Raw genomic sequence first — 25,317 nt, forward strand, 5'->3', positions numbered from 1 at the left:
TTTAAAGATCCTAACTAGTTTTGCAGCCACAATAAAAACTCGGTTTTTAGTTTGAGCACTTCGATTTTTTTCACCCATTCAAGAAAGTAATTCTTTCGCAAATTATCGCGTATAATTTACATATGAGTTCTATTCAAGATAGTTTAGCCTGGGCACATCCACTCGTTCGTGATTGGTTTATAAACAAATATATATCCCCTACCGAACCCCAGGAACAGGGATGGCCATCTATTTTAGCAGGCCATACCACCTTAATTTCTGCACCGACCGGTTCAGGAAAAACCTTTGCTGCCTTTTTAATTTGCATTGACCAATTAGTTCGTCAAGCGCTAACTGAAATAGTTGATGAAACTCAGGTCATCTATATTTCCCCTCTCAAAGCCCTAACGAATGACATTGAAAAGAACTTGCTTGAGCCACTGGAGGAAATTCAGGATTTAGCCCAAGAGCGTGGCTTATTGATGAGAGAAATTCAAATTGCGGTCAGAACAGGCGACACCCTGCCTAAAGATCGGCAAGCTATGCTGAAAAAACCTCCGCATATTATAGTGACTACGCCAGAATCGTTTTACCTCCTACTAACTGCCGAAAAAAGTCGTGCCATTCTTAAGAGCGTCAAAACCGTGATCGTGGATGAAATTCATGCACTTGCTAATAATAAACGAGGAACTCATTTAGCCTTATCACTTGAAAGACTGGAAGCTATAACCTTAGAAAAGCCAGTACGCATTGGCTTATCGGCCACCCAGAAACCACTTGAGTTAGTGGGTGATTTTTTAGCAGGCACAAGCGGGCCGCGGCCTGTGATTGTGAACATTCGCCATAATCGTCATTTAGAACTCCGCATCGAAACCCCGGAAACTGAATTAGGTCCTGTTGCTACCAATGAAATGTGGGATCAAATTTATGATCGCATCGCTGAATTAGCGAAACAAAATCGCTCAACCTTAGTTTTTGCCAACACTAGACGCTTAGTTGAGCGCGTGGCTCATCATTTATCTGAACGATTAGATAAAGAAAAAGTAGCCGCCCACCATGGTAGCTTATCGCGCAAATTACGTTTAGTCGCAGAAACAAAATTGAAAACCGGAAAACTGCAGGTGCTTGTCGCTACCGCTTCTTTAGAATTGGGAATTGATATTGGTACTGTCGATTTAGTCTGCCAACTCGGTTCTCCCAGAGCAATTGCCATTGCTTTGCAACGTGTTGGTCGAGCCGGACATTGGCGTGGTGCAATTTCTAGAGGAATTTTCTTTGCAACAACCTGTGATGAATTAGTTGAATGCGCGGCACTTGTCTATGCCATTCGTACTGGCGATCTTGATCGATTAATTATCCCTGAAGAGCCTCTCGACATTTTAGCCCAGCAAATCGTTGCCAGCTGTGCCACTAATGATTGGTCTGAAGAACAGCTATATCACTTGATGAAAAAAAGCTACCCCTATCGCAATTTATCCCGCGAAACCTTCACTGCCATACTCGAAATATTGTCAGAAGGCATCGCAGGCTCCCGGGGCCGATATGGTGCTTATCTTTTCCGGGATCAAGTCAATGGCTTAGTAAAAGCGCGCCGCGGCAGCCGTTTAACTGCTATTACTAGTGGCGGAGCTATTCCTGAGAATAATTTATTTACAGTCATCACCGAATCGAATGGTCTTGTTGTAGGAACACTCGACGAAGATTTTGCTATTGAAAGTCATCGTGGCGATGTGATTTTACTGGGTAATACTTCCTGGCAAATCAAACGAATTGAGAGCAAAAAAGGACGGGTTCTTGTTGAAGACGCTCATGGAGCACCGCCCACTGTTCCTTTCTGGATAGGGGAAGCGCCTTCGAGAACAAACGAACTTTCCTTGCAAGTTTCGAATCTGCGTAAAACAATACAGACAATGATTCCTGATGAGACGCCCCCCTCCCGCGAAAAAAGAAAAGGCGAGACTGTTTGGGAGAAAGAATCCATTGGCTGGTTAAAAACCAATTGTGGGTTAAATGATAGTGGCGCCGAACAGCTCATCAATTATATTCTGACAGGCCGAGCAATTTTAGGCGCGGTACCCACTCAAGATACTATCATCGCCGAACGTTTTTTTGATGAAGCTGGTGGGATGCAGCTGATTATTCACTCCCCTTTTGGTGCACGTATCAACAAGGCTTGGGGTCTTGCATTAAGAAAGCGGTTTTGCCGTTCGTTTAATTTTGAGTTACAAGCAGCCGCTACAGATAACGGCATTGCCATTTCCTTGGCTGAACAACATAGTTTTCCCTTGGCGGATGTTTTTCATTTTTTACACCCCAATACCCTTCGCCATGTTTTAACTCAAGCTGTTTTACAATCACCCATTTTTACCACGCGATGGCGCTGGGATGCACTGCGAGCCTTGGCACTGGTTCGTTTTCGTGGTGGGCGAAAAGTACCTCCCAATATTTTGCGCATGCTGGCTGATGATCTCTTAGCTGCTGTATTTCCTGATGCAGCAGCTTGTCAGGATAATTTGGCCGGAGAAGATATTGAACCGCCTGATCATCCTCTTATTCATGAAACCATGAAAGATTGTCTAACTGAGGCGCTGGATATTGAAGGATTGTTGACTATTTTAACTGATATCGTGAACAAAAAAATCCAATGCTTAGCCATTGATACCCCTACTCCTTCGGTATTTTCCCATGAAATTTTAAATGCCAATCCCTACGCTTTTCTTGATGACGCCCCCTTGGAAGAACGTAGAGCCCGAGCCGTTGAAATGCGTCGGGTCTTACCCGCAACCTTATTGCAGGATATTGGTCAATTAAATCCCCTGGCGATAACGGAAGTGCAACAACAAGCCTGGCCAGATATTAGATCCGCTGATGAACTGCACGATGTTTTACAAACGCTCATTACGCTACCCGTTAATATTCATTTAAATGAGCAGCAAAAAGCTTCACCCACTTGGGACGTTTTTTTTGCCGAATTAGTCGCTCAAGGTCGAGCTGGAAAAGCGTCCGTTCACGAGCGCTTATTTTGGATAGCGACTGAAAAAGCACAGACCTTTCATACCCTTTATCCTGAAGCGAGTTTTCACCATCATTTGAAAACGATTCAGCAAGAAAAAATTGAACCTGAAGAAGCACTGGTAGAAATGATGCGCGGCTGGCTTCAATACCTCGGTCCTGTGACCCGAGATGAATTAGTTGAAATCCTTGGTCTTGAAAGTTCTGATCTTGAAAAAACGCTCTTAAAATTAGAATCGACCGGATTAATTTTGCGTGGAAATTTTAGGGCTGGGAATCAGCTTGAATGGTGTGAACGTCGATTATTAGCAAGAATTCATTCCTATACCTTAGGTATCCTTCGCAAAGAGATTGAACCGGTCACCGCTACCCAATTTATTCATTGGCTGCTGACTTGGCAACACTTAGCACCAGGCTCACAATTGCAGGGAGAACAGGGTTTACTTGAAGTCATTAAGCAATTACAAGGCTATGAAATTCCTGCTAATGCCTGGGAAAAATTAGTCTTTGCTAAACGTGTCAAAGACTACAATAAAGATTGGCTCGATCATCTCTGTTTTACAGGCGTCATTGGCTGGGGCCGTTTATCGCCTCATCCTGCAATCAGCCTACTCGTGGAGGAAGAAAATCAATTTAAACGCATCCTGCCAACCAGTATCACGCCAATTACTTTTTTTGTGCGTGAAAATGCCGACTGGATGGCGACTCTGCAAGCTATTCATACCATTGATTTACAGGCTTTAAGTCATACGGCAAGAAGTATTTATGATTATTTGCAAGAAAATGGTGCTTCTTTCTTTATTGATATTGTCGAAGGAATTAACGAACTTAAGACACAAGTTGAAATGGGTTTATGGGAACTAGTGTCAGCCGGTCTTATTACCGCAGATGGTTTTGATAATCTACGCGCCCTCATCGATCCTCATCGTCGAGCAGGAAAAAGGGGCCGCCGTCTTAATTATCGACCCGCCACCGGACGTTGGTCTTTGCTGAAGACGAGAAAAGCGACGCCGAAAACACCGCCAATTGAAGCCACCTGCCTAATGTTATTAAAGCGATACGGTGTTTGCTTTCGTGATCTATTAGTAAAAGAAAAAATTAGACCGAGCTGGCGGGATTTATTAACTGCCTTTCGTCGCATGGAAGCTAGAGGAGAAATTAGGGGGGGACGATTTATTAGCGGTTTTATCGGTGAGCAATTCGCCCTGCCCTATGCCGTCGATTCTTTACGAGCTTTCAAGAAAAAAGAACTTCATCATGAACCCGTAACTATTTCTGCCATCGATCCACTTAATTTAGTTGGGCTCATTTTACCTGGAAAACGAATTCCATCGTTGGCAAAACATCAAGTAACTATTGCAAATTAGTCTATAATTTCAAATATCGATTTAGGCAGGATAACGTTATGGAAAAAAAGACTGCTGCGCGTGTTAGGACTTTAATTTTAGCTACTAGTATAACGCTTCCCTCCCTAAGTTTTGCTTTACCCTATGATATTTGTTCGGATTTATCGAGTTGCGAAACCTTAGCTAACCAAGGAAATACCGAGGCACAATATAATCTTGGCGCAATCTACGATCAAGGTTTAAACGGTATAACTAAAAACACCACTGAAGCGGCAAAATGGTTCAAACAAGCAGCCAATCAAGGAAATGTATCCGCAATGATGGAATTGGGTGATCTTTATTATGACGGTAACGGTGTCCCCAAAGACTTTTCACGAGCCGTGCAATGGTATAAAAAAGCGGCAGAGTTAGGCTCAGCGAAAGGCCAGGAATATTTAGCCTATGCCTACGAAAAAGGCGAGGGTATATCACAAGATTATGCCAAAGCAGCGCTTTGGTATACCAAAGCTGCTGATCAAGGCAATACCGCTGCAATGATTTCGATGGGAAATTTTTATTATAACGGAAATGGCCTACCTCTCGATTATTCCCAAGCCTTAAAATGGTATCAAAAAGCTGCCGATTTAGGCTCACCGATGGGGCAAGATTTAGTCGGCTATGCTTATGATCATGGGGAAGGCGTCACTCAGGATTATACTCAAGCCATGAATTGGTATTTAAAGGCAGCTCAAGGTGGTAACAGCTTTGCATTCTATAATATTGCTCATCTCTATCGTGATGGTTTGGGTGTTCCCAAAGACAATATCAAAGCCTATGCCTGGTATTCTGCCGCCTCCGCTGCTGTTCCTAATAACAAAGACTATCAAAATGCAAAAAATGATATTTATACTTTAATTCCAGCAAATAAACGCACAGAAGCAAAAACGACTGCACAAAGTTTAATAGATCAATATGTAAGTAAATAAACTAACAAAATGAATTATTCGGGCCCAGCTATTCCAGGTAGGTTAGGCCTTGGCCTCACAAATTTTTTAACTGGAGAGAACCTAAGGTTAAAAAACCTAGATCGCGAGATCTGGCATTCTATCTATAGGCTTCTCTCAGAGATTTATTACAAATTATATTGGCTATCTTTCTGCTTTAAATCAGCGGAATCTGGCGGAGTATGATTTGGTTGGAACAGTGTACAATAAGGCTGCTGAGAATAATCTGCAAATTTAGATTGTTCTGAATTAAGTACCTCGTCCTCTTCTTTGGGATCATCTTCTTCAAATACATCAGTTTCCGATAAGAGATTTATACAGGATTCCATATTATTAAAAACATTCTCATAGTTTTCACCGCCTTGCTGAATAAATTCTTGAACTTTACTGAACAAAAAATAATAAACCTCTTTATTTTTAGAGATGATAGAAAAATAGAGAGCCGATCTTCCATCTCTATCCATCTTAGTAAGCATTTCAGGATGATTGTTATAAATCGCCTCGACTGTGGACAAATCTCCCGTAACTACAGCAATAAACAGGCAAGAGACCAGGTCATTTTCTTCATTAAAAACATATTTTGCTGTCGCTAAGATATGATCAAGCACTGCCAGCTTTTGTTCTTTCAAGGCGATGCTCAAAATAGGACCAATTGTTCCCGGTGGAAAAGGAAAAGAATTCATAGAAATTGACGAGAATAAATAACCAAACATCTCTAGATCATCTGCTAGCACAGCAGCTTCTATCGGTGACATTTTTAAATTTTGATCCGCCTGCCAAGGATCGCAACCTTGTTCAACCAATAATTTTGCTTTGCTCTGACGTAGCTCAAAATCATCCGGGTCTGAAATCGTTGCAAATAAACCATCTTTCTGGTTAAGAGGACCGGCTTGTCTTGTTTGGATGGTATCAATCTCTTTCTGCTCTATCATTAATCGAATTGAGGTGTTAGTGCTATCAGTGTCCAAGGGTTGTAGGTATTGATAATGTCTGGCGAGTTCATAGCCAAAAAATAGGGTAGCAATAGGATTTTCCTGTCGAAAAATATCGGGATCGCTGTCATCATTTTTGATAATGACAACGTTCATATTAAACTCCCTTGCAAGGGCTAATATGAATAAATGATCAACCCATGCCTGAGTCCCTAGAGATTGTTCCAGATAAGTGCCTCGCTCACTCTCAAGGATAGAATCTTGATATAAGGCAAAATTCAAACGAATATGCCGCGCTGCCCTGTCACGTAATTGTTGAGGAGTTAGCTCACTATTGGCGGGATCGAGCAATTTTAACTGCTCTATCATTGCATAATAAAAGCAAGAACCATCACCATTCACATCAACGCAACGGAAACCATAGACCTTGGCATTGATAGCTAGGCGAATTTTTTCGCGGTAAGCTTCCAAAGCATTTTTATAGCTATCTTGACTAGCTTCATTAGCGATATGATGACAATAATTAAGGCCCTCGGACGCTGCCATCAATGCTGCAGAATGCTCTTCTTCTCTCAATAAACAACGCATTTTATTGTAAGAAAAATCAGTTAATAGGAAGTGATAATCGTCTAGATCTTCTTCAGAGCATTCTTTTACAAGCTCTATAACGAAACTATACAATTCTGTTGCTTCTTTAGTTTTGTTTAATGAGAATAAATCAAGGGCCAATGAGCCCAATCCCGTGATGAGTTTTTGTTTATTAGTCTCGCTTGATTTAATTTGTTGCCTAAGCAAATTATTAAGAAATTCAATAACCGCTTGGCTATTGAAACAATAGGCCCAAAATAGCGCATTACCAAAGGCACAAGCATTTAAATCATCATTAGGATTAAGATCAACCATGCTCATTTCGCTTGTAAAACATTCTGCATAGCTTTCTAAATCATGAAGTCTGTTGCTTTTTACCGCTTTACAAAGTTCAAGATCAGTTATATTCAATCTCTCAGCTATTCCATTCGATTCATCAAATACATAGCTCACCATACGCGTATCACCACTCGTTAACACATATTTAAATAAACGTGCTGGATTTCTTAAATCAATATTTTTTAAATTTATCAAATAACAGAAAGTTTCAAAGCTTCCGGTTCGTGCAGCATGTTCTAAAGGAGATAATGCATTATCAGGATCTTCAGCATTGATATCCTCCCCCATTTCTACTCGTTTTATTACTTCTTCACATCCAGCTTTATCCGCTGCAAACTTGTGTAACTCACTAGTTGCAGCAATGCGAGCTCGTTTTGAGCGGGAACCTGTTTCAACCTCAGCTTCATTTCCTTTATTTATTTCACTATAAGATCTTTTTTTCGTTGATTGAGGGGATGCTGGACTAAGAGTTTCGGAAGGCATACCTTCATCACCCATTAATTCATCGACTAAGGAGGCCACACTATAAGAATTTAAAGCATCCGCATTAACAATCCCCAACGTAAAATCATCTCCATTGACACGGTTATAAAGCTCCTTTAAGGAATTCAGTGTATTATCAGCCTCATGAAAACCAACAGCCTCAAAAAAGCTCAACAATTTAAGATATTCCTCATCCAAGATGCCTTGCTGTTTTGCTCTTTGGAAGCTAATTAGGATGCTATTTCGTCTATTCCCATCCATAAAATAATGAGCAATTTCATCTCTTGCACAACTGTAAGCTTGTTCCAAACTATCAGGAAATAGAGCGATTTCTTTTTGTAGAATATCTTCAAAAATACTGAGATCTAACTGGTCTAGTGGTTGAGCTGTTTCTTCTTTTGAATACACGATTGGTTACCTTATCTTGCAAAGAATCCTTCTTTTATTACGGACTGATTAATAATCGACCAAATGAGCGCATTATACATTAATTGATTAAAAAACGAAGATGTATTATCGGTTGGGCTTAGCCCTGAGGTATCGTCATTTTTTTTTTGAATAATATTTCGCGCCAAATCCAGTGTTTTACTGAACCGTTCGGCGGCCAGCGACGTCTAGAAGGCCTGTCCTGAGGCACTCGAAGGGCCTGTCCTGAGGCAGGTTCTTGCCAACCAAGGCCTCGGAGACAGCGTACGCGCACCCGAGCATCCTGAGGCTCTCGAAGGACTCAGCCCGAACGGACCGAGCTACTGATTGGAGCAACCCCAGGCCTTAGCCCAACGTTCTTTGCGGAAAATTCAACCATGCAACAATGCCGGGCAAGCCCCGAGGTATTCGACAAGGCTAATAACTAGATATCTCTGTTTAAGTCTGATAAATTTTAATTCTATATCCCAAGGACTAGGGATATTCATCTATTTATAAGGAGTCGTTAATGCAATCGATTATTCCTAAAACCTATCTATCAGGGATTTTAATTATCACTGGTTTATTAATCCATTCTACGGCCTCAGCCAAAGAAATAACTTATCCTAACAGTAACGAAGGACAACTTAGGACTATTGAACAGCTCAGTTATTCCATGAATCCTACGGGCAGACCTATGGGATTAGGAAGATATGTCAGAATTGGAGGCGTGGGTGGCATAGGGGGACCAGGTGGCGTCGGTGGCATAGGCCGACCAGGCGGAGTCGGGGGCATAGGCGGGCCGGGTGGTGTCGGCGGTGTAATAGGACCGGCTGGCATTGGCGGACCCGGAGGTGTAGGTAAACCCGGAGGCGTAGGTAAACCTGGAGGAATCGGTGGCGTAGGTCCAGCAATCGGTAAACCAGGGGGATTTGGTAAACCTGGTGGATTTGGTAATGCTGGCGGAGTCGGTACAGTTGGAGGACCAATAGGTGTTGGAGGACCCGGTGGCCCAGGGATCCCTGGTGGACCTGGCGGCCCTGGAGGAGTTGGCGGTATTGGCGGACCAGCTCAAGCACCTGGCCCAGGCGGAGCGGGTGCCCCTCGTAATTTTTAGCTTATTCCCCCTGTAAAACTGAATTATCGTAGGTTAGGCTTTGGCCCGGCCTACTCTAAGAATTTTTTCCACTGGTTTTAGCTTTCAACAAATCTCTAATTTCAGTTAACAGAGTTTCTTCTTTGGTGAGCTCTGGTTCTTTTTCTCGCTTCTGCTGCAACATGTTAATAAATTTAATGATGAGAAAAATAGAAAACGCGATGAGTGTGAAATCAATAATTGTTTGTAAAAAGGAACCCCATTTAACTACTGCAGCTCCTATTTTAAAGGATTTATCGGCAATATTTATTCCCCCAAGTAAGAGGCCGATTAAGGGCATTATAATACCATCAACCAGTGAAGAGACGATTTTGCCAAAAGCAACACCTATCACGACCGCTACAGCAAGATCCATGACATTACCACGCATGGCAAATTGTTTAAATTCAATCCAGATGCTCATGAATGTTAACTCCATTTAATTTTAGAACGTAGGTTGGCCTTGGCTACCTACATTCTCAGAGCAAAATCATTATTTGCCCAGCACAGCAACATAATTCGGTTCCATTTCTCCGACCACCGATGAAACACGTGATTCATCTTGATCATCCCCTTCAAGCCGGAAAATACTGTGTAAAGCACGTACGCCTTCATCCAGCATCGCAGCATCAATGAGTACTGATATTTTAATTTCGGAAGTGGCAATTAATTGAATATTGATCCCTTTCAATGCCAAGGTTTTAAACATAATCGAGGCAACTTCAGGATGGCTTTTAAGCCCCGCACCTACTAATGACAATTTGGCTAGTCCATTTGAGCCAACCACGGCCTTCGCACCTAAATCTTTTACCAGTTGCGTCAACTTTTTCATCGTAGTCTGGTATTCATCACGATGAACCGTAAATGTAAAATCAGTTTTATCATTGGCAGACAAATGCTGAACAATCATATCAATATTTACACCTATCTCGCTAATCTCCGTTAAAATACCTGAAGCTAGTCCAAGTTTGTCAGGGACGCCCGATAAGGTGACTTTGGCTTCGTTACGGCTAAAAGCAATTCCGGTTACCATCGGAGCTTCCATACTATTTTTTTGTTGATAGGTAATTAAAGTTCCGGGACCTTCTTGCGAGGAAGAGAGAACACGTAGTGGAATATTGTATTTGCCAGCAAATTCAACAGCACGAATTTGCAAGACCTTCGCGCCAAGGCTAGAAAACTCTAACATCTCCTCAAAGGTAATCTGTTCCAAGCGTTTTGCGTCGGGGACAATTCGTGGGTCAGTGGTATAAACACCATCAACATCGGTATAAATCTGGCATTCATCAGCTTCTAATGCAGCAGCAATAGCAACCGCCGTAGTATCTGAGCCGCCTCGTCCAAGCGTTGTTATATTTCCATCTTTATCAATACCTTGGAACCCAGCAATAACAACTACCCTATCCTGTTCAAGATCTTGAAGTATAGGCGAAGTATCAATCGCCTGTATTCGTGCTTTCTTGTACTGATCACAGGTTTGGATTCGTGCTTGTCCGCCAGTGTATGAACGAGCATTAATGCCTCGATTGATTAAAGCCATCGCCATCAAGGCCATCGAAACTTGTTCGCCTGTGGCAACAAGAGCCGCGTACTCCCTTGGGTCAGGAGATTCGCTAATATTATTAGCTAGACCAATTAGTTTATCCGTCTCTCCACTCATAGCCGATACAATCACGACTATTTTATGGCCTGCTTGCTTTGCCTTTGCTACCAAATCTGCCGCATGATTAATATGCTTAAGTGTAGCCAGCGACGTTCCCCCGAATTTTTGCACCAATAATGCCATTTTCAGCGCCCCGTCTAAATGTTAACTTGCGTGCTCAGCGATCATTGTCTGAATCTGTGAAATCTTTTGGTCCAGATCTTCCGGAACACGACCTCCACCTTGAGCCATGTCTTCTCGGCCTCCCCCTTTACCGCAAAGATGCTTAACGAGCATTGCAGCAGTTGGTACACGACCTAAAAGACTTTTACTCACTCCAGCAACAACGTTCATCTTATCTTGACTAGTGGTAATTAGCACAATCACTGCATTATCTAAGCTAGACTTTAATTGATCTAAAGTTGTTCTCAGCGTCTGATTGTCCATGTTATCTAATTGCTTAACTAGCAAGTTCACACCATTTATATTTTTTACTTCATTCAGTAAGTCAGCGCCTGATTTTGCAACTAATTTCGCATTTAAGCGCACTAACTCTTTTTCTTGCTGTTTTATATCATGCAAAAATTGTGACAATTTCTCAGAAACATTCACAGTATTCGTTTTAAGTTTGGCAGCGACCTCATCTAAATGGTCTAATTGCTGATTAACCCAGGTCAAAGCGTAAGCACCAGTAACCATTTCGATTCGTCGCACACCGCTGGCAATACCGTATTCGGCAACGATTTTAAAAAGCCCGATATCACCGGTTCGGGACGCATGGGTGCCACCACATAATTCCTTGGAAAACTCACCTAAGGAGAGTACTCGCACGGAATCACCATATTTTTCACCAAACAAGGCGACAGCACCTGATTTCTTTGCTTCTTCCACGCTCATAATCTCAGTCACTACTTTGTCATTTGCTCGGATTCTATCGTTTACTAAAATTTCTAATTGGCGCAATTGAGTGGAAGTGAGCCCTTCGAAATGTGAAAAATCAAAGCGCGCACGCTCGGCATCCACCAATGAACCTTTCTGTTGTACATGAGAACCAACAATTGCTTTTAAAGCGGCATGCAAGAGGTGGGTTGCGGTATGATTCATACGTATTGCATCACGTCTAGCCACGTCAATCAGCGCTTTCACTTCTTGATTATCTGCAAATTCTCCCTCAAGCACTTCGCCATAGTGAACAATCGCCTGTCCGATTCGCTGCGTGTCATCGACACGAAAAACAGATCGTCCATCTAGCAGTTTGCCGCGATCACCAACCTGGCCTCCACTTTCCGCGTAGAACGGCGTGTGGTCTAGGATAACAGCACCTCTGCTGCCTTTAATTAACTTAGAAACCTTCTTATTATCCGCAAGTAAAGCTGAAATTTTAGAATGTAGGTTTTCCTTTTGATAACCATGGAACTCTGAAGATTCAGCCAGCTGCGTAGTGACTGAATAATCCGTCGCAAATTGACTTGCTGACTGAGATAATTCTCGCTGTTGTTGCATGCATTGATTAAACTCTTCCATATCAATAGTTAAACCCTGTTCACGGGCAATGTCAGCAGTCAAATCCAGCGGAAATCCATAAGTATCATAAAGTTTGAAAGCAATGTCACCGGCAATTTCTTTCCCCTTTAAGGATTGAATTTGCTCTTGCAATAGGCGCAAACCTTGTTCCAAGGTGCGTGCAAATTGACTTTCTTCTTGAGCTAAAATGCGTTCTATTTGCTCTCTATGACTAATCAGTTCAGGATAGGCATCGCCCATCACTTCGATAAGAGGCTGCACTAATTTGCAGAAAAAAGGTGTCGGCAGGCCTAATTTATTGCCGTGCCGAACTGCACGTCGGATAATACGACGTAAGACATAGCCCCTACCCTCATTACTTGGAACCACGCCATCGGCAATTAAAAAGGAGCAAGCGCGAATATGATCAGCAATGACTTTCAAAGAAACATGCTCAGGATCGATGGAGGAGACGAGTTTGCAAATTGAACGAATTAAATGTTGGAAAATATCAATATCGTAGTTGTTATGTACACCTTGGACAACTGCAGCAATACGCTCTAATCCCATTCCCGTATCTACAGAGGGTTTAGGTAAGGGATGTAACTGACCAGACTTGTCTCGATTAAATTGCATGAATACCAAATTCCAGATTTCAATGTAGCGGTCTCCATCCTCATCAGGACTACCCGGAGGTCCACCGGCAATTTCGGGCCCATGATCATAAAAAATTTCTGTACAAGGCCCGCAAGGACCCGTGTCACCCATTGACCAGAAGTTATCCTTTTCACCGCATCGTGAAAAACGTTCAGACGATACCCCAAGTTCCTTAAGCCATATATCGGCTGCTTCATCATCATCTTTATAGACAGTAACCCACAAACGCTCTGGGGGTAGTTTTAAGACCTCAGTCAAGAATTCCCAGGCATAATTTATGGCTTCGCGCTTAAAATAATCGCCGAAACTAAAATTTCCCAACATTTCGAAAAAGGTATGATGACGAGCTGTATAGCCTACATTCTCAAGATCATTATGCTTACCACCCGCACGAACACAGCGTTGTGAACTGACTGCTCGATGGTAAGAGCGTGTCTCCAAACCAAGAAAAATATCCTTAAACTGCACCATGCCCGCATTGGTAAACAATAAGCTGGGATCATTACCAGGTATAAGTGGGCTGGATTCTACAATTTTGTGCTTTCTTGCAGCAAAATAATCAAAAAATGCTTGTCTAATTTCTGAACTTTTCATGCTCTTACATTCGTCTTATCATTAATAATTACGTAATTGTGCTTAGGTTCGCAAAAAGCAATGTTGTTATGATTGCCAGCGCTAGCTTATCTCAGCAATAACCTTAGCAATAACGTCCGTTGGAAACCCACGGTATAATAAAAACCGTTGTCGTTTCTGTAATTCACTAAAAGGTATATCGTCCTGATGCTTAAATTTTTTATGCCAGACCGCTAAGGCATAAGTTACCCAATTCTCTTGTTCTCGCTCAAGTGCATTGTTAATCAATTCACGATCAATGTGCTTAGCTTGTAATTCCTGACTGATTTTTAAAGGGCCACAACCTTGACGAATACGAGTATGACACAACAATTCAACAAAACGGTCGTCAGATTGCAAATCTAGACGCTGACATTTGGCAATTACCTCAGAAATCTCTTCAGGACCGTAACTTCTTTGCGCTAATTTAACTGCCAACTCATGAGCACTGTGCTCGCGCCTAGATAATAGGCGCATTGCACAGTCAAAAGCTTTAGTCATCCACACTCTCAAATACTTCAGCTTCTGCTATTGGTAATTTTTTCACCAATAACTCTGCTCTAATTTGCTGTTCTAAAGTGGCAGCGATTTGTGGATTTTCCCTCAGGTATACACGCACATTTTCTTTACCCTGACCAATTTTTTCTTGTTTGTAGGAATACCAAGCACCTGATTTTTCAATAAGCCCTAATTGAGCGCCTAAATTAATGATTTCGCTTTCACGAGAGATTCCTTCATTGTAGTAAATATCAAAATCAGTTGTTTTAAAAGGAGGAGCCACTTTATTTTTAACCACTTTAACTCGTGTTTCGTTACCTAATATTTCTTCACCTTTTTTAATTGCGCCTACACGACGGATGTCAAGGCGAACCGAAGCATAAAACTTCAGTGCATTACCCCCGGTTGTTGTTTCAGGGTTACCAAACATCACCCCAATTTTCATGCGAATTTGGTTAATAAAAATAACTAATGTATTGGAACGTTTGATATTGGCTGTTAGTTTACGTAAAGCTTGAGACATCAATCTTGCTTGTAAGCCCACATGAGTATCGCCCATTTCCCCTTCGATTTCAGCTTTGGGAGTCAATGCAGCAACAGAGTCAATAATAATGACATCAACAGCAGCAGAGCGGACAAGCATGTCGGTAATTTCTAAAGCTTGCTCTCCAGTATCAGGCTGTGAAACCAACAACTCATCTACATTAACACCTAGTTTCGCCGCGTAGTTTGGATCAAGCGCGTGTTCCGCATCAACGAAGGCAGCGGTTCCACCCTTTTTTTGACATTCAGCAATGACTTGCAAGGTTAAAGTTGTTTTACCGGAAGACTCAGGACCATAAATTTCAACAACTCGCCCTTTCGGCAAGCCGCCTATTCCTAAGGCAATATCAAGACCTAAGGAACCTGTTGAAATGGCTTCTATGTCGCGCGCGACAGTGCTATCGCCCATACGCATTACAGAGCCTTTACCAAATTGGCGTTCAATCTGAGCGAGAGCTGCACTTAGCGCTTTTTGTTTATTGTCTTCCATAAGGGTCACCCATGTTGTGTGCAAAGCGGAAATTATACATAGTTATTGGTCCGCAGCAAATGAGTACTTGCGATTATCTGCATCAGCAAATTGAAGCTTTGTGAAACTGAATCATTATCACTTTTAATCCAATACAACAAATTCTATAAAGAGCAATTTAGCTAGTTGCTTAATTATGCTCGATGAGATATGAAAGCGCTCCCTCTAAAGCCTGTTTACAGGCAAGACGGCGTACTTCTTGTCGTGAAGCATTATGAAAATGGCAATGCAGACTTCGTACTGGGAACTTAGCCATAGCCCAGGCAAACCAAACGGTGCCGACAGGCTTCTCTAGCGATCCGCCATCAGGGCCGGCGATTCCGGTAACTGCCAAGGAAAAATGAGCAGGACTATGATTAAGCGCCCCCAAAGCCATTGCTTCTGCAACTAATTGGCTGACTGCGCCATGAGTATGAATTAAATCTGATTTGACACCCAACATGTCATGCTTTGCTTCATTACTATAAGTGACAAAACCTCGCTCAAACCACAGAGAACTTCCTGGTAATTCAGTTAACAATCCGGCAATCAACCCCCCAGTACAGGATTCGGCTGTAGCAATTTTTAAAAGTCGGGTACGTAATTGATCTGACAGCTTCTGCACTAATTTCGCTAAATCATCCATTATCAATCTCGAGTAAGAGGCCAAAAAAAACCCCGCAAAAGCGGGGTTTTCAAAAACTGACTTTGAAAAAACTTATTGACCACTTTGGTTGGTATCAGTACCAGTATTTCCAGTAGTACCTGTAGTACCTGTAGTATCTGTACCTTGTTGCTGTACAGAATTAGTAGCACCTGTTTCTGCTTTCTTTTCTGCATTTTCACCACAAGCAGAAATTAAAACTGCTACAAAGGCAGTAACTGCTAGAAGGGCCAAACGTTTCATAATCATTCTCCGTAGTTGATCATAGGCATTAATACCCTTAATAGTCTAACAAAAATTTACCTTAAGTGAAGGACTTACAAAGTAATTGATACAAAATATAATTCTCCCTGTCCTAACTTAGGCTTTGTTAGCCATTTAAGCTCATCCCTTAGGATGACGACTTCTAAAAACGCTGATTACCAATATACTTACTAAAAAAATCAACGTCTTGAGGTCATTATAGTCGAATTATCGGCAAATCTTAAATTAACATTAATTTTTTAATTTAACCTAAAGTGACAGGCGAAATCGCTTTTTCACATATTTTATGAAAGCCAATAGACATTTGACGCAGTACAGGCAATTGTTCTTCGCTGATGCCGTATTCTTTTGCCAAAAGGAGAGGATCAGTGAAACTGAGCCAAACTTGTCTTAAGCTATCTTCAGTCGCCATGATGCGCAGAGGCAAGTCTAAAGCAAACGCCGGATTAGTTTGCATAAGTTGAGTTCCTTTTGCAGGATTCCCTACAATAAGCACCTCGGTCGGTAAAAGTGTTTGTCCAGCTTTTGTTGCCGCCTCACTGTGGCTGATTTGAGCAAAAACAGTTCCTCCTTGGCCTTTAATTATCTTCATGACCCGGTCTAATGTTTGGGTTACAGAATAAGGACTTTGTAAAGTTTCAGACCATGCTGCAGCCTCGTTAGGCGCTCCCAGTTTGGGCTCAAAAGCGGTCAGAATTTTTCGGGCTAAGAGATCTAGATCAGGCAAATTATCCTTGTTGGTCAATAAGGCAATTCCTAAAAGTTCTGTAGATGCCGTAAAACGACCTAAAAATGCCGAAAAACCAGGTGTATTGCCTTTAATTTCCATAAAACCTTTAGAACCCGGAAAAAACCAGCCACAATTTGCTGGAATCATTTGACCATCGCTTAAACTAATCGGTTGGTACACAAATTTTCTATCCTCGGGGTCGCTTAATAAAATCCCCCCAGCAAGTCCAATATCCCAAAGACTAAGATCTTCAGCTGAAGCAACGATGCCACTGTCGGCATAGCTACTAGACCAATTTAATGTCGTGCTTGGAACAAATTTACCCTCTTTGTCCCCATAACCTTGGGCTAATTCACTGGGATTTATAAAATTCGCATTGATTAAAAATTGACTGTGTTTAAACGGATTGGAGCCATTATTAAGCTCATTATTTGCGCTAGAAACATTGGAAATAAAAAAAGTATGTTTTAAACCGAGACGTTCAATTTGATTTTTAGTTACATGCTCTTCATAAGACAGACCACTAGCTTTTTCAACAATCTTTCCGAGAAAATAGTAATCGCTTGCGCTAGGATTCATTTTAGAACCTGGCGGAAATAGAAGAGGCTTATCAGCCAATGATTGCACAAGGTCGCTAAAAGAATAATCTTGACTGGAATCAAAAGGCTCATTGTTAAAACTTGGCAAACCGGAGCTATGTGTTAATAAATGCCGAATGGTTATCGAAGACCAGGATAGAGGTACATCAGAAAGATAAGCCGTTATCCATTCATCTAACTTAAGCTTGCCTTGCTGTTTCAGTTGCATGATTGCCACAGCCGTAAACGCATGACTTAATTGGCCAATGTTAAATAGAGTATTAGAAGCAACAAGAAGCTTTTTCTCACTATCTGCTAAGCCATACCCAACTATTCGTGTGATATAAGGTGCCTGCGTGATAGATAAAGCCAGTCCAGGAACATGATTATCCTGCATGTACTGAATAATTAAATCATCAATGGATTGTCCCTTATGGAAAAGATGAAAATTCCCAGGTCCACTGTCTGCTAATTTCCTTGTCATGATAATTCCTACTGAAGAAATTACTTGTTTTAAGTGTAGCTGAACTGCCGATATCGGAGGTTGTTGCCGGGTTGAATTTCGCTAAAAATGTAGGTTGGCCCAACATTGGTTGAACCTGCCCCCCAAATCCTAACTCAATTTACTGACTTAAACCGGAGCCTTTGCTAGAATCTCTAAAAATTTTTTGTGCCTTATAAAACTATGTCTGTAACTCATACTCCCATGATGCAACAATATTTACGCATCAAGTCAGAATACCCTGATATGCTTCTACTTTATCGTATGGGTGATTTTTATGAACTTTTTTACGATGATGCTAAACGTGCTGCCAAACTGCTTGATTTAACGCTAACCCATCGTGGTCAATCTGCAGATAAACCCATCCCCATGGCAGGGGTTCCCTACCATGCTGTGGAAAATTATTTGGCCCGATTAATCAGAAAAGGCGAATCCGTCGCTATTTGCGAGCAAATTGGTGATCCAGCCACATCAAAAGGTCCCGTCGAACGCCAAGTGACCCGCATCATCACTCCTGGAACGGTAACCGACGAAGCACTGCTTGACGCTCAAAAAGATAATGTATTACTTGCTATTCACACGCAAAATAAACAATTTGGTTTAGCCTGGGTTGATTTAAGTGGCGGCCGTTTTCATTTATTACAAGTAAAAGATGAGGCTCAACTTTGGGCGGAGATCAATCGTCTACAGCCTGCAGAAATCCTAACGCAACAGACCTTAGCCCTTTCCCATTTTACAGTAAAAACTCGCCCAGCTTGGGAATTCGATTTAAAGCGTGCCCAGCAACTACTCTGTGAACAGTTTGCCGTGCAAAACTTAAGTGCTTTTGGCGAAAAAGACTATGCTATCGCCTTCCCGGCTGCCGGTTGTTTATTAACCTACTTACAAAATACTCAGCGCCAAGCCCTACCTCATCTAACGCAGATTACTTTGGAACAAAATGAAAACTTTTTGCAACTCGATGCCTCCACACAAAAGCATTTAGAGATCTTTGAAAACAATCAAGGGGGGCGGGAAAATAGTTTACTATCTGTCCTTGATTATACAGCCTGCGCCATGGGTAGCCGCTTACTCAAACGCTGGCTAGGGAGACCTCTCAATCAAGCCAATTTAATTCTGCAACGGCAAGATGCAGTCAAAGAATTCATTGAAAAACAACAAGCTCCGGTGATACATCCTTTGCTAAGGCAAATTTGCGATGTAGAGCGGATTGTGTCGCGAATTGCTTTGAAGTCAGCAAGACCGCGTGATCTTATTCACCTTAGAGAAACACTGGCTCTTCTTCCCGAGATCAGCAATGTCCTTGTACCAAATCAATCAAAACTACTAAAAGAATTAGACCATCATTTAGTGCTGCAACCGGAACTTCATGAGCTTTTATGCAATGCAATCGTTGAGAATCCCCCCATGCTAATTCGGGATGGAGGAGTTATTGCCTCAGGATTTGACGAAGAACTCGATGAATTAAGAATGTTGAGCAATAATGCCACAGACAAGCTTATCGAACTAGAAACCGCAGAGAAAGAACGATCAGGATTATCGACGCTCAAGTTTGGCTATAATCGCGTACAAGGTTATTACATTGAGCTATCACGTAATCAATCTGAAAAGGCACCCCTGAATTATCAACGTAAACAAACGTTAAAAAACGTTGAGCGCTACATCACCCCGGAATTAAAAGAATTCGAAGAAAAAGTATTATCCGCTCAAGTGAAAGCCTTGGCTCGAGAAAAATGGCTATATGACAATTTGTTAGAGGAAATACAACAATTCATCAAACCACTTACTCACTTAGCTCATGCACTGGCTCAGCTTGATGTATTAGCCACTTTTGCCGAACGAGCCCAAGCTCTCAATTGGTCTAGCCCTCAATTTGCGGCAGAGCCAGGTATTCATCTTATCGAAGGACGTCATCCTGTTGTCGAACAAGCATTACAGGAGCAGTTCATTGCTAATGATTTAATTTTAAACAACAGTAAAAATATGCTTCTCATTACCGGTCCCAATATGGGTGGAAAATCCACCTATATGCGACAAACTGCCTTGATTGTTCTGCTCGCTCACACCGGCAGCTACGTCCCTGCAAAACAGGCAAAAATAGGACCCATTGACCGCATTTTTACACGCATTGGTGCTTCTGATGATTTAGCCTCTGGCCGATCCACTTTCATGGTGGAAATGACAGAAACAGCTTATATTCTTCGTCAAGCTACCAATAAAAGCCTAGTCTTAATTGATGAAATAGGCCGTGGAACAAGTACTTACGATGGGATGGCTCTTGCCTATGCGACCTGTATTCACCTTGCTAACGCCATAAAAGCTTACAGCTTGTTCTCTACTCATTACTTTGAGTTAACCGAGTTACCTGAACAATTTAACTGTATTAGAAATGTTCACTTACAAGCTACCCTAGCAAACGGTCGCATCGTTTTTTTATATCATGTGGAAGAAGGTTCGACGAATCGCAGCTATGGTTTAGAAGTTGCTCAACTGGCAGGAATCCCCGAAGAGGTTTTACAGCTCGCTAATCACCATCTCAATCAGATCCAAACTCAGACAAAACAGCAACTGCCCATTTTCATTGAACAACCCTCTTCACCAATTCTTAAAGAGTTGGCAAAAATAGAGGCTGATAATTTGTCGCCCCGAGAAGCACTTGAATTAGTCTATCGCTTAAAAGTCATGGAAGCTGATTGTGCAGTGACTGGACTTGCATGAAAAAAATACGTCTACTCTGGGTGCTTATAAGCCTGCCTTTCTTAATAGCAGCAACACCCAAAATGAATTTTCATATTATCGGGGTGAAAGGAAAATTATTGACTAATATTCAATCTCGTTTAATGGAAGTTGCACAGACTAGACCTTTAGAGCGAGAAACTGACGAAGAGCTTCGTCAACAGATAACGCAAGCCATGCAACCCTTTGGTTATTTCAACCCTTTAATTATCCTCAGAAGACAACCCTTGCAAATCCAGGTTATTCCTGGCTCGCCGATGCTGATTAGCAATATTAATATCAATCTTAAAGGTGAGGGAGCCTCTAATCCTGAAGTTAGAAAAGAGCTAAACAATTTACCTATCGCAGTTGGACAACCTTTAAATAGCGCAAAGTATGAGGAAACAAAACAACGCTTATCCGACGCTGCTGAACGGCAAGGATACTTGCATTCATCCTTTGAAAAAGCAGAAATGCTCATCGACATTAATAACAATGGATCGCAGATTAATCTGATCTTTGATACGGGTCCGCAATACTATTTTGGCCAGGTAAAATTTGATCCGACTAATATCTCACCTGAATTACTGAATCGCTACGTGCCATTTAACTACGGCCTACCCTATTCTACCGATCAAATATTGACGTTTAATACCCAGTTAGTCAGTAGTGGCTATTTTCGCAGCGTAGCGGTTAAACCTGAGATTGGTGTTAAGGAACGTTATATTCCTGTTCATGTTCATCTCGAACCTGTTCCCCGTTCGAGCTACTCTTTCGGTGTGGGTTATGGTACAGATACAGGGCCGCGTGGACGTGCCGGTTATCATATTGTCCCTTTAAATCGTGCTGGCCATAAATTTAATCTCATGGCCTTAGGTTCATTTGCGCAATCTGCGTTAAAAACGCAATACATTATTCCAGGTAAAAATCCGGTCGTTGATCAATATCATATTAACAGTAATTTATCGGCTTTGAATTATGATACTGGGTACAGTAAATCAGTTTTAATTTCTTTGGCACAGCATCATAACTTGCCTTATTTTCAACGGGTTTTATCAATCAATGGTCTTTATGATGATTATCATTATTATCGTCAACCTGAAGAAAATAAACGTGCAATATTTCCAAAGGCTAGTTTCACTTGGATTAATATAAAAAATAATCTTTTTTCTCCTTCGGGATATAACATTAATGTAACGGGTTTAGGAGCCAGCAAAGCGTTTCTTTCGAATGAAAATTTCCTTCAAGCATCAATTAATGCAAAAGCAGCTCTAAGCCTTCCGCAAATTAGAACGCGTTTTTATTTTCATACCATTCAAGCTGTAACACAAATCAATAACATTAATAAACTACCTTTATCTCTCGCATTGTTACTTGGTGGTGCAGAAAATTTAAAAGCGTATAAATATAACTCCATTGGTCCTGGAAAAATTTTGACCTATGGTGGTTTAGAGATTCAAAAAGAAACAAAAGAAAATTGGTATTTAATTGGTTTTTTGGACAGTGGCGATGTTTATAGACCGAAGGCAAGAAAAATGAAAAATGACATCGGTATTGGGCTGATGTGGTTATCAGCGATGGGACCTATCAAAGTCGGAATTGCTCTGCCGTTAGGAACCCAAGGGCATCATTCAAAAAGCCCCAAACTAGTCATTAACATGGGACCTGATTTATGATGCGCAACTTAGGTACTGCTCTTAAATTGTCTATAAAAAGTTTAGCGATTCTTTTTATTCTATTTATTGCCTTTTTCCTCTTTTTATTGACTACCAAATCGGGATTTTTACTCAGTACAAAATTAGCGAAAATTATTTCGCCTGGTGAATTAACTATTGAAAACCCTCAGGGTAAACTTATCAATCATTTTTCATTTTCTCGCCTTCATTATCAAGACGATCATTCTCAAGTCAACCTAAAAGATTTTATGATAACATGGCAATGGAAATCGCTGTTTCATCATCAATTATTAATTGAATCCCTTCATGCAAAAAATTTATCTTTATTCTTAAAGAATAAAGAAGAAAAATTAACTAAAACGAGCGCTTTCAAACTGCCAATTGACATTAAAATTAATGATGCTTCCATTGATAAAATTCAAATTACTCATAATGAAAGCAAGTATCAAATTTCTAATCTTATGCTGCAGGCAGAGCTGACAAATCGGCTTTGGAAAGTTAACAAACTTTTTTTGAATTTTAATAACATGGACTTTAGTTTAGACGGACAAGTTCAACCAAAATTTCCCTATCCTTTATCTGCTCAGTTACAAGTTAAGTCAACTAACAGCAAGCAAAATATCCAGGGATTTATAAAATTAGGCGGTGATTTCTCTCTCTATCATTGGCATGGGGAGATGATTAATCCTAAAGGCACGCTAATTAATGGGACTTTAAGATACGGAAAAGAAATTCACAATCAAGCGACTTGGCATCAGTTTATCTGGCCTCTCGATAAAGACCAAATGCTTGAAATTCCGGAAGGAAACTTACATCTCGATGGGACTATTCCTAATATAAATCTTACTCTTGTTGCAAGCGTCATATCACCGATTCCTGCAGATATCCAGCTTGTTGGCAAGACAAGCCAACAAACCATCCATTCTCAGGGAACTATTAAGCTAGCTCGGGGTGAGATTAATCTTGATTTTGCTTACGATGAAAAAACAAACCCTAAAATTCAAGGTAAAATCCAAGCGAAAGGCTTCGATGTTAAAATCGCAGAACAACCCTTTGAACAACTGAAACTGGATACCGAATTAACAGGTGATTCCTTCCCTAACTTAGTCATAAGTTCGCTGTTAACGACGCAATATTTCGGCAATTTATTAACAGCAAATCTTCATTATCAAAATCGTCAAATACAGGCGCAAGCTACACTTGGAACTAATCAAATTCAAATACAAGGTTCCTTACCCTACCAATGGAAGCTTAAGGCAATAATTCCTGAACCCGATTTGCTTCATCCTAGTCTGAAATCATTACAAACTGAACTGAGAGCTAATGCAACAATTGCGAGTCCCACAAACGGCGAATTGAAGTTAATGATTCTTCCAGGAAATTTTCAATTAGATGAAAAAAACTCTACAGAAGTTTTAAAATTTTCTGGAGGAGAATTCTATGCGCAATTAACGCCTAGTCGTTTAAACATTATTGGAAATTTAACCTTGGATAAGTATAAGTCTCTTGCTTTAACCTTGGATTTGCCAAAATTTCGTTTAGACCAGGGATTAAGTGAAAAACAAGCACTCAAAGGAAAGTTAAGTTTAGAGGTCAACTCCCTTGCTTTTCTCGAACAATTTAGCAGCGTAGCCAGCAAAATTGAAGGCCAATTAAATGCCCTAATTAATCTCAGTGGAACCATCAGTAAACCGCTGATGGAAGGAACGCTCAATCTTGATAAAGCAAAACTCGCTATCCCCAAGCTAGGACTTAATTTAGCTCCCATTCAAATTAATCTTCAAAGCCGAAATAAACGCTGGACAACCCAAGGATCTTTCACCTCCCAGGGAAGGGTATTATCTTTAAAAGGTAGTGGTGATTTTACGCCTGAAATGACGGGTTCACTTAAGCTCAACGGCGATGATTTTCCACTCATTAATACAGCCGAATACGTCATCAATTTATCACCACAATTAGTCATTTATGTTAAGCCTAATGCAATTGATATGACGGGACAAATCTTAATTCCAAACGCTCAAATTAAACCACAGACTTTCACTAGCACGACTAGTTTATCGGAAGATGCTGTTTTTGTTGGAGCGAAATCGACGCCCAATCCTTTCCATATTAATACTGATCTGCGCTTAGCGATGGGAGAAAACGTTGTTATCGACATGAAAGGCTTGCATGGATTTCTTGATGGGAGTATTCGCTTACTGCAATTGCCCCAAGGCCCACTCAATGCCAGTGGTGAATTAACCATACGTGACGGTAAATATAAAGCCTATGGCCAAGATCTAACGATTGATCAAGGCCAGTTAATCTTCACCGGGGGTTCAATTGATAATCCAGGCATCAGTGTCCGAGCCATACGTCGCTTTAATAATAAAAATGCTTCTTTTACTGGTTCAAATCAATTGTTTGATTTTAAATCAGCCAATATACAAAATTTAGACTTTAGTAGGGAAATGATTGTTGGGGTTGAGGTTAGTGGACGTTTAAGCGCAACTAAAATAAAACTATTCTCTGATCCGTCTACCCTCTCTCAGGCAGACATTTTATCCATGCTTTTATTAGGTAAACCCGCTAATCAAGCTAACCAAGCAGGCGGACAACTTCTGCTCAATGCGATTAGCTCAATGAATTTAGGTGCCGGCACCAAAGGGGCACAACTGCTTTCACAGTTAAAGCAATCACTGGGTGTGGATTTGAATATAAAAAGCAATACCAAGTATAATCAGCAAACCAATGAAATCACGGAATCCGATACTGTGGTAGTTGGTAAATCGGTAACTAAACGCATTTATGTGAGTTATAATTTTGGTTTAGCGCAAGCTGATTCGAATGTATTTACCCTAACTTATTTGTTAAATAAATTTTTCAGTATCCAAGTGAATGCCAGTGCCACAGCTAGTGGTATCGATTTATTGTATACTCGCGATGCTGCAAAAGATTCGAAGCCTAGGAGTTAAGGAATTTTTTGTTTTGCTAATCATTTGGTTTGACCTTGGCCCAATTTTGGTGAAAACTCAATCCTGAAG

The 25,317-nt window shown here is 41.1% G+C and carries 15 protein-coding genes; 6 read left to right on the forward strand and 9 right to left on the reverse strand.

The window, feature by feature from the left end:
• Positions 1 to 122 precede the first annotated feature (122 nt).
• Positions 123 to 4,358: a DEAD/DEAH box helicase gene (locus Ldro_RS10595; protein ID WP_058496389.1), complete on the forward strand. Its 4,236-nt coding sequence runs from the start codon at positions 123 to 125 to the stop codon at positions 4,356 to 4,358.
• A 38-nt stretch (positions 4,359 to 4,396) separates the two neighbouring features.
• Complete coding sequence (locus tag Ldro_RS10600) at positions 4,397 to 5,302, forward strand: tetratricopeptide repeat protein (protein ID WP_058496390.1); 906 nt, start codon at positions 4,397 to 4,399, stop codon at positions 5,300 to 5,302.
• 146 nt (positions 5,303 to 5,448) lie between these two features.
• Here the strand turns inward: Ldro_RS10600 and Ldro_RS10605 are convergent, their stop codons facing one another.
• Positions 5,449 to 8,070: an OTU domain-containing protein gene (locus Ldro_RS10605; RefSeq protein WP_058496391.1), complete on the reverse strand. Its 2,622-nt coding sequence runs from the start codon at positions 8,068 to 8,070 to the stop codon at positions 5,449 to 5,451.
• Positions 8,071 to 8,596: 526 nt separating this feature from the next.
• On the opposite strand from Ldro_RS10605, the gene Ldro_RS10610 reads away from it, so the two are divergent.
• Positions 8,597 to 9,184 carry a hypothetical protein gene (locus Ldro_RS10610; RefSeq protein WP_058496392.1) on the forward strand — a complete coding sequence of 196 codons (588 nt, stop codon included), beginning with the start codon at positions 8,597 to 8,599 and terminating at the stop codon, positions 9,182 to 9,184.
• Between the two features lie 55 nt (positions 9,185 to 9,239).
• Here the strand turns inward: Ldro_RS10610 and mscL are convergent, their stop codons facing one another.
• From mscL to Ldro_RS10650, 8 genes are all read right to left on the reverse strand, one after another.
• The gene (gene mscL, locus Ldro_RS10615; protein WP_058496393.1) at positions 9,240 to 9,626 is read right to left on the reverse strand and encodes a large-conductance mechanosensitive channel protein MscL; all 387 of its coding nucleotides are present in this window, start codon (positions 9,624 to 9,626) and stop codon (positions 9,240 to 9,242) included.
• Between the two features lie 69 nt (positions 9,627 to 9,695).
• The gene (locus Ldro_RS10620) at positions 9,696 to 10,988 is read right to left on the reverse strand and encodes an aspartate kinase (protein ID WP_058496394.1); all 1,293 of its coding nucleotides are present in this window, start codon (positions 10,986 to 10,988) and stop codon (positions 9,696 to 9,698) included.
• 21 nt (positions 10,989 to 11,009) lie between these two features.
• The gene (gene alaS, locus Ldro_RS10625) at positions 11,010 to 13,598 is read right to left on the reverse strand and encodes an alanine--tRNA ligase (protein WP_058496395.1); all 2,589 of its coding nucleotides are present in this window, start codon (positions 13,596 to 13,598) and stop codon (positions 11,010 to 11,012) included.
• A gap of 81 nt (positions 13,599 to 13,679) precedes the next feature.
• A complete protein-coding gene (recX, locus tag Ldro_RS10630; RefSeq protein WP_058496396.1) occupies positions 13,680 to 14,117 on the reverse strand; it encodes a recombination regulator RecX in 438 nt (145 codons plus the stop codon).
• A complete protein-coding gene (gene recA, locus Ldro_RS10635; RefSeq protein WP_058496397.1) occupies positions 14,110 to 15,147 on the reverse strand; it encodes a recombinase RecA in 1,038 nt (345 codons plus the stop codon). Before recA ends, recX begins: the two co-directional genes overlap by 8 nt.
• A gap of 169 nt (positions 15,148 to 15,316) precedes the next feature.
• Positions 15,317 to 15,811, reverse strand: coding sequence for a CinA family protein (locus Ldro_RS10640; RefSeq protein WP_058496398.1), 495 nt, complete (start codon positions 15,809 to 15,811; stop codon positions 15,317 to 15,319).
• 72 nt (positions 15,812 to 15,883) lie between these two features.
• The gene (locus Ldro_RS10645) at positions 15,884 to 16,072 is read right to left on the reverse strand and encodes a hypothetical protein (protein WP_058496399.1); all 189 of its coding nucleotides are present in this window, start codon (positions 16,070 to 16,072) and stop codon (positions 15,884 to 15,886) included.
• Between the two features lie 265 nt (positions 16,073 to 16,337).
• Complete coding sequence (locus tag Ldro_RS10650; protein ID WP_058496400.1) at positions 16,338 to 17,885, reverse strand: serine hydrolase; 1,548 nt, start codon at positions 17,883 to 17,885, stop codon at positions 16,338 to 16,340.
• A 201-nt stretch (positions 17,886 to 18,086) separates the two neighbouring features.
• Here Ldro_RS10650 and mutS point away from each other — a divergent pair, with 201 nt between their 5' ends.
• From mutS to Ldro_RS10665, 3 genes are read left to right on the forward strand one after another with little or no spacing between them, the layout of a single operon-like run.
• Positions 18,087 to 20,621, forward strand: coding sequence for a DNA mismatch repair protein MutS (gene mutS / locus Ldro_RS10655; RefSeq protein ID WP_058496758.1), 2,535 nt, complete (start codon positions 18,087 to 18,089; stop codon positions 20,619 to 20,621).
• Positions 20,618 to 22,294, forward strand: a complete 1,677-nt coding sequence (locus tag Ldro_RS10660) for an autotransporter assembly complex protein TamA (RefSeq protein WP_058496401.1) — start codon at positions 20,618 to 20,620, stop codon at positions 22,292 to 22,294. The genes mutS and Ldro_RS10660 overlap by 4 nt, the downstream gene beginning before the upstream one ends.
• A complete protein-coding gene (locus Ldro_RS10665; protein ID WP_058496402.1) occupies positions 22,291 to 25,248 on the forward strand; it encodes a translocation/assembly module TamB domain-containing protein in 2,958 nt (985 codons plus the stop codon). Before Ldro_RS10660 ends, Ldro_RS10665 begins: the two co-directional genes overlap by 4 nt.
• The last annotated feature ends 69 nt before the right edge of the window (positions 25,249 to 25,317 follow it).

This window comes from Legionella drozanskii LLAP-1 (assembly GCF_001467585.1).
Classification (GTDB): Bacteria; Pseudomonadota; Gammaproteobacteria; order Legionellales; family Legionellaceae; genus Tatlockia; species Tatlockia drozanskii.

Bases quoted from the DNA above. Each gene is read 5' to 3' on its own strand.
- mscL (WP_058496393.1), bottom strand. From the start codon at position 9,626: ATGAGCATCTGGATTGAATTTAAACAATTTGCCATGCGTGGTAATGTC.
- Ldro_RS10665 (WP_058496402.1), top strand. From the start codon at position 22,291: ATGATGCGCAACTTAGGTACTGCTCTTAAATTGTCTATAAAAAGTTTA.
- recA (WP_058496397.1), bottom strand. From the start codon at position 15,147: ATGGAAGACAATAAACAAAAAGCGCTAAGTGCAGCTCTCGCTCAGATT.
- Ldro_RS10610 (WP_058496392.1), top strand. From the start codon at position 8,597: ATGCAATCGATTATTCCTAAAACCTATCTATCAGGGATTTTAATTATC.
- Ldro_RS10650 (WP_058496400.1), bottom strand. From the start codon at position 17,885: ATGACAAGGAAATTAGCAGACAGTGGACCTGGGAATTTTCATCTTTTC.
- Ldro_RS10595 (WP_058496389.1), top strand. From the start codon at position 123: ATGAGTTCTATTCAAGATAGTTTAGCCTGGGCACATCCACTCGTTCGT.
- Ldro_RS10600 (WP_058496390.1), top strand. From the start codon at position 4,397: ATGGAAAAAAAGACTGCTGCGCGTGTTAGGACTTTAATTTTAGCTACT.
- Ldro_RS10640 (WP_058496398.1), bottom strand. From the start codon at position 15,811: ATGGATGATTTAGCGAAATTAGTGCAGAAGCTGTCAGATCAATTACGT.
- Ldro_RS10620 (WP_058496394.1), bottom strand. From the start codon at position 10,988: ATGGCATTATTGGTGCAAAAATTCGGGGGAACGTCGCTGGCTACACTT.
- recX (WP_058496396.1), bottom strand. From the start codon at position 14,117: ATGACTAAAGCTTTTGACTGTGCAATGCGCCTATTATCTAGGCGCGAG.
- mutS (WP_058496758.1), top strand. From the start codon at position 18,087: ATGTCTGTAACTCATACTCCCATGATGCAACAATATTTACGCATCAAG.
- Ldro_RS10645 (WP_058496399.1), bottom strand. From the start codon at position 16,072: ATGAAACGTTTGGCCCTTCTAGCAGTTACTGCCTTTGTAGCAGTTTTA.
- alaS (WP_058496395.1), bottom strand. From the start codon at position 13,598: ATGAAAAGTTCAGAAATTAGACAAGCATTTTTTGATTATTTTGCTGCA.
- Ldro_RS10660 (WP_058496401.1), top strand. From the start codon at position 20,618: ATGAAAAAAATACGTCTACTCTGGGTGCTTATAAGCCTGCCTTTCTTA.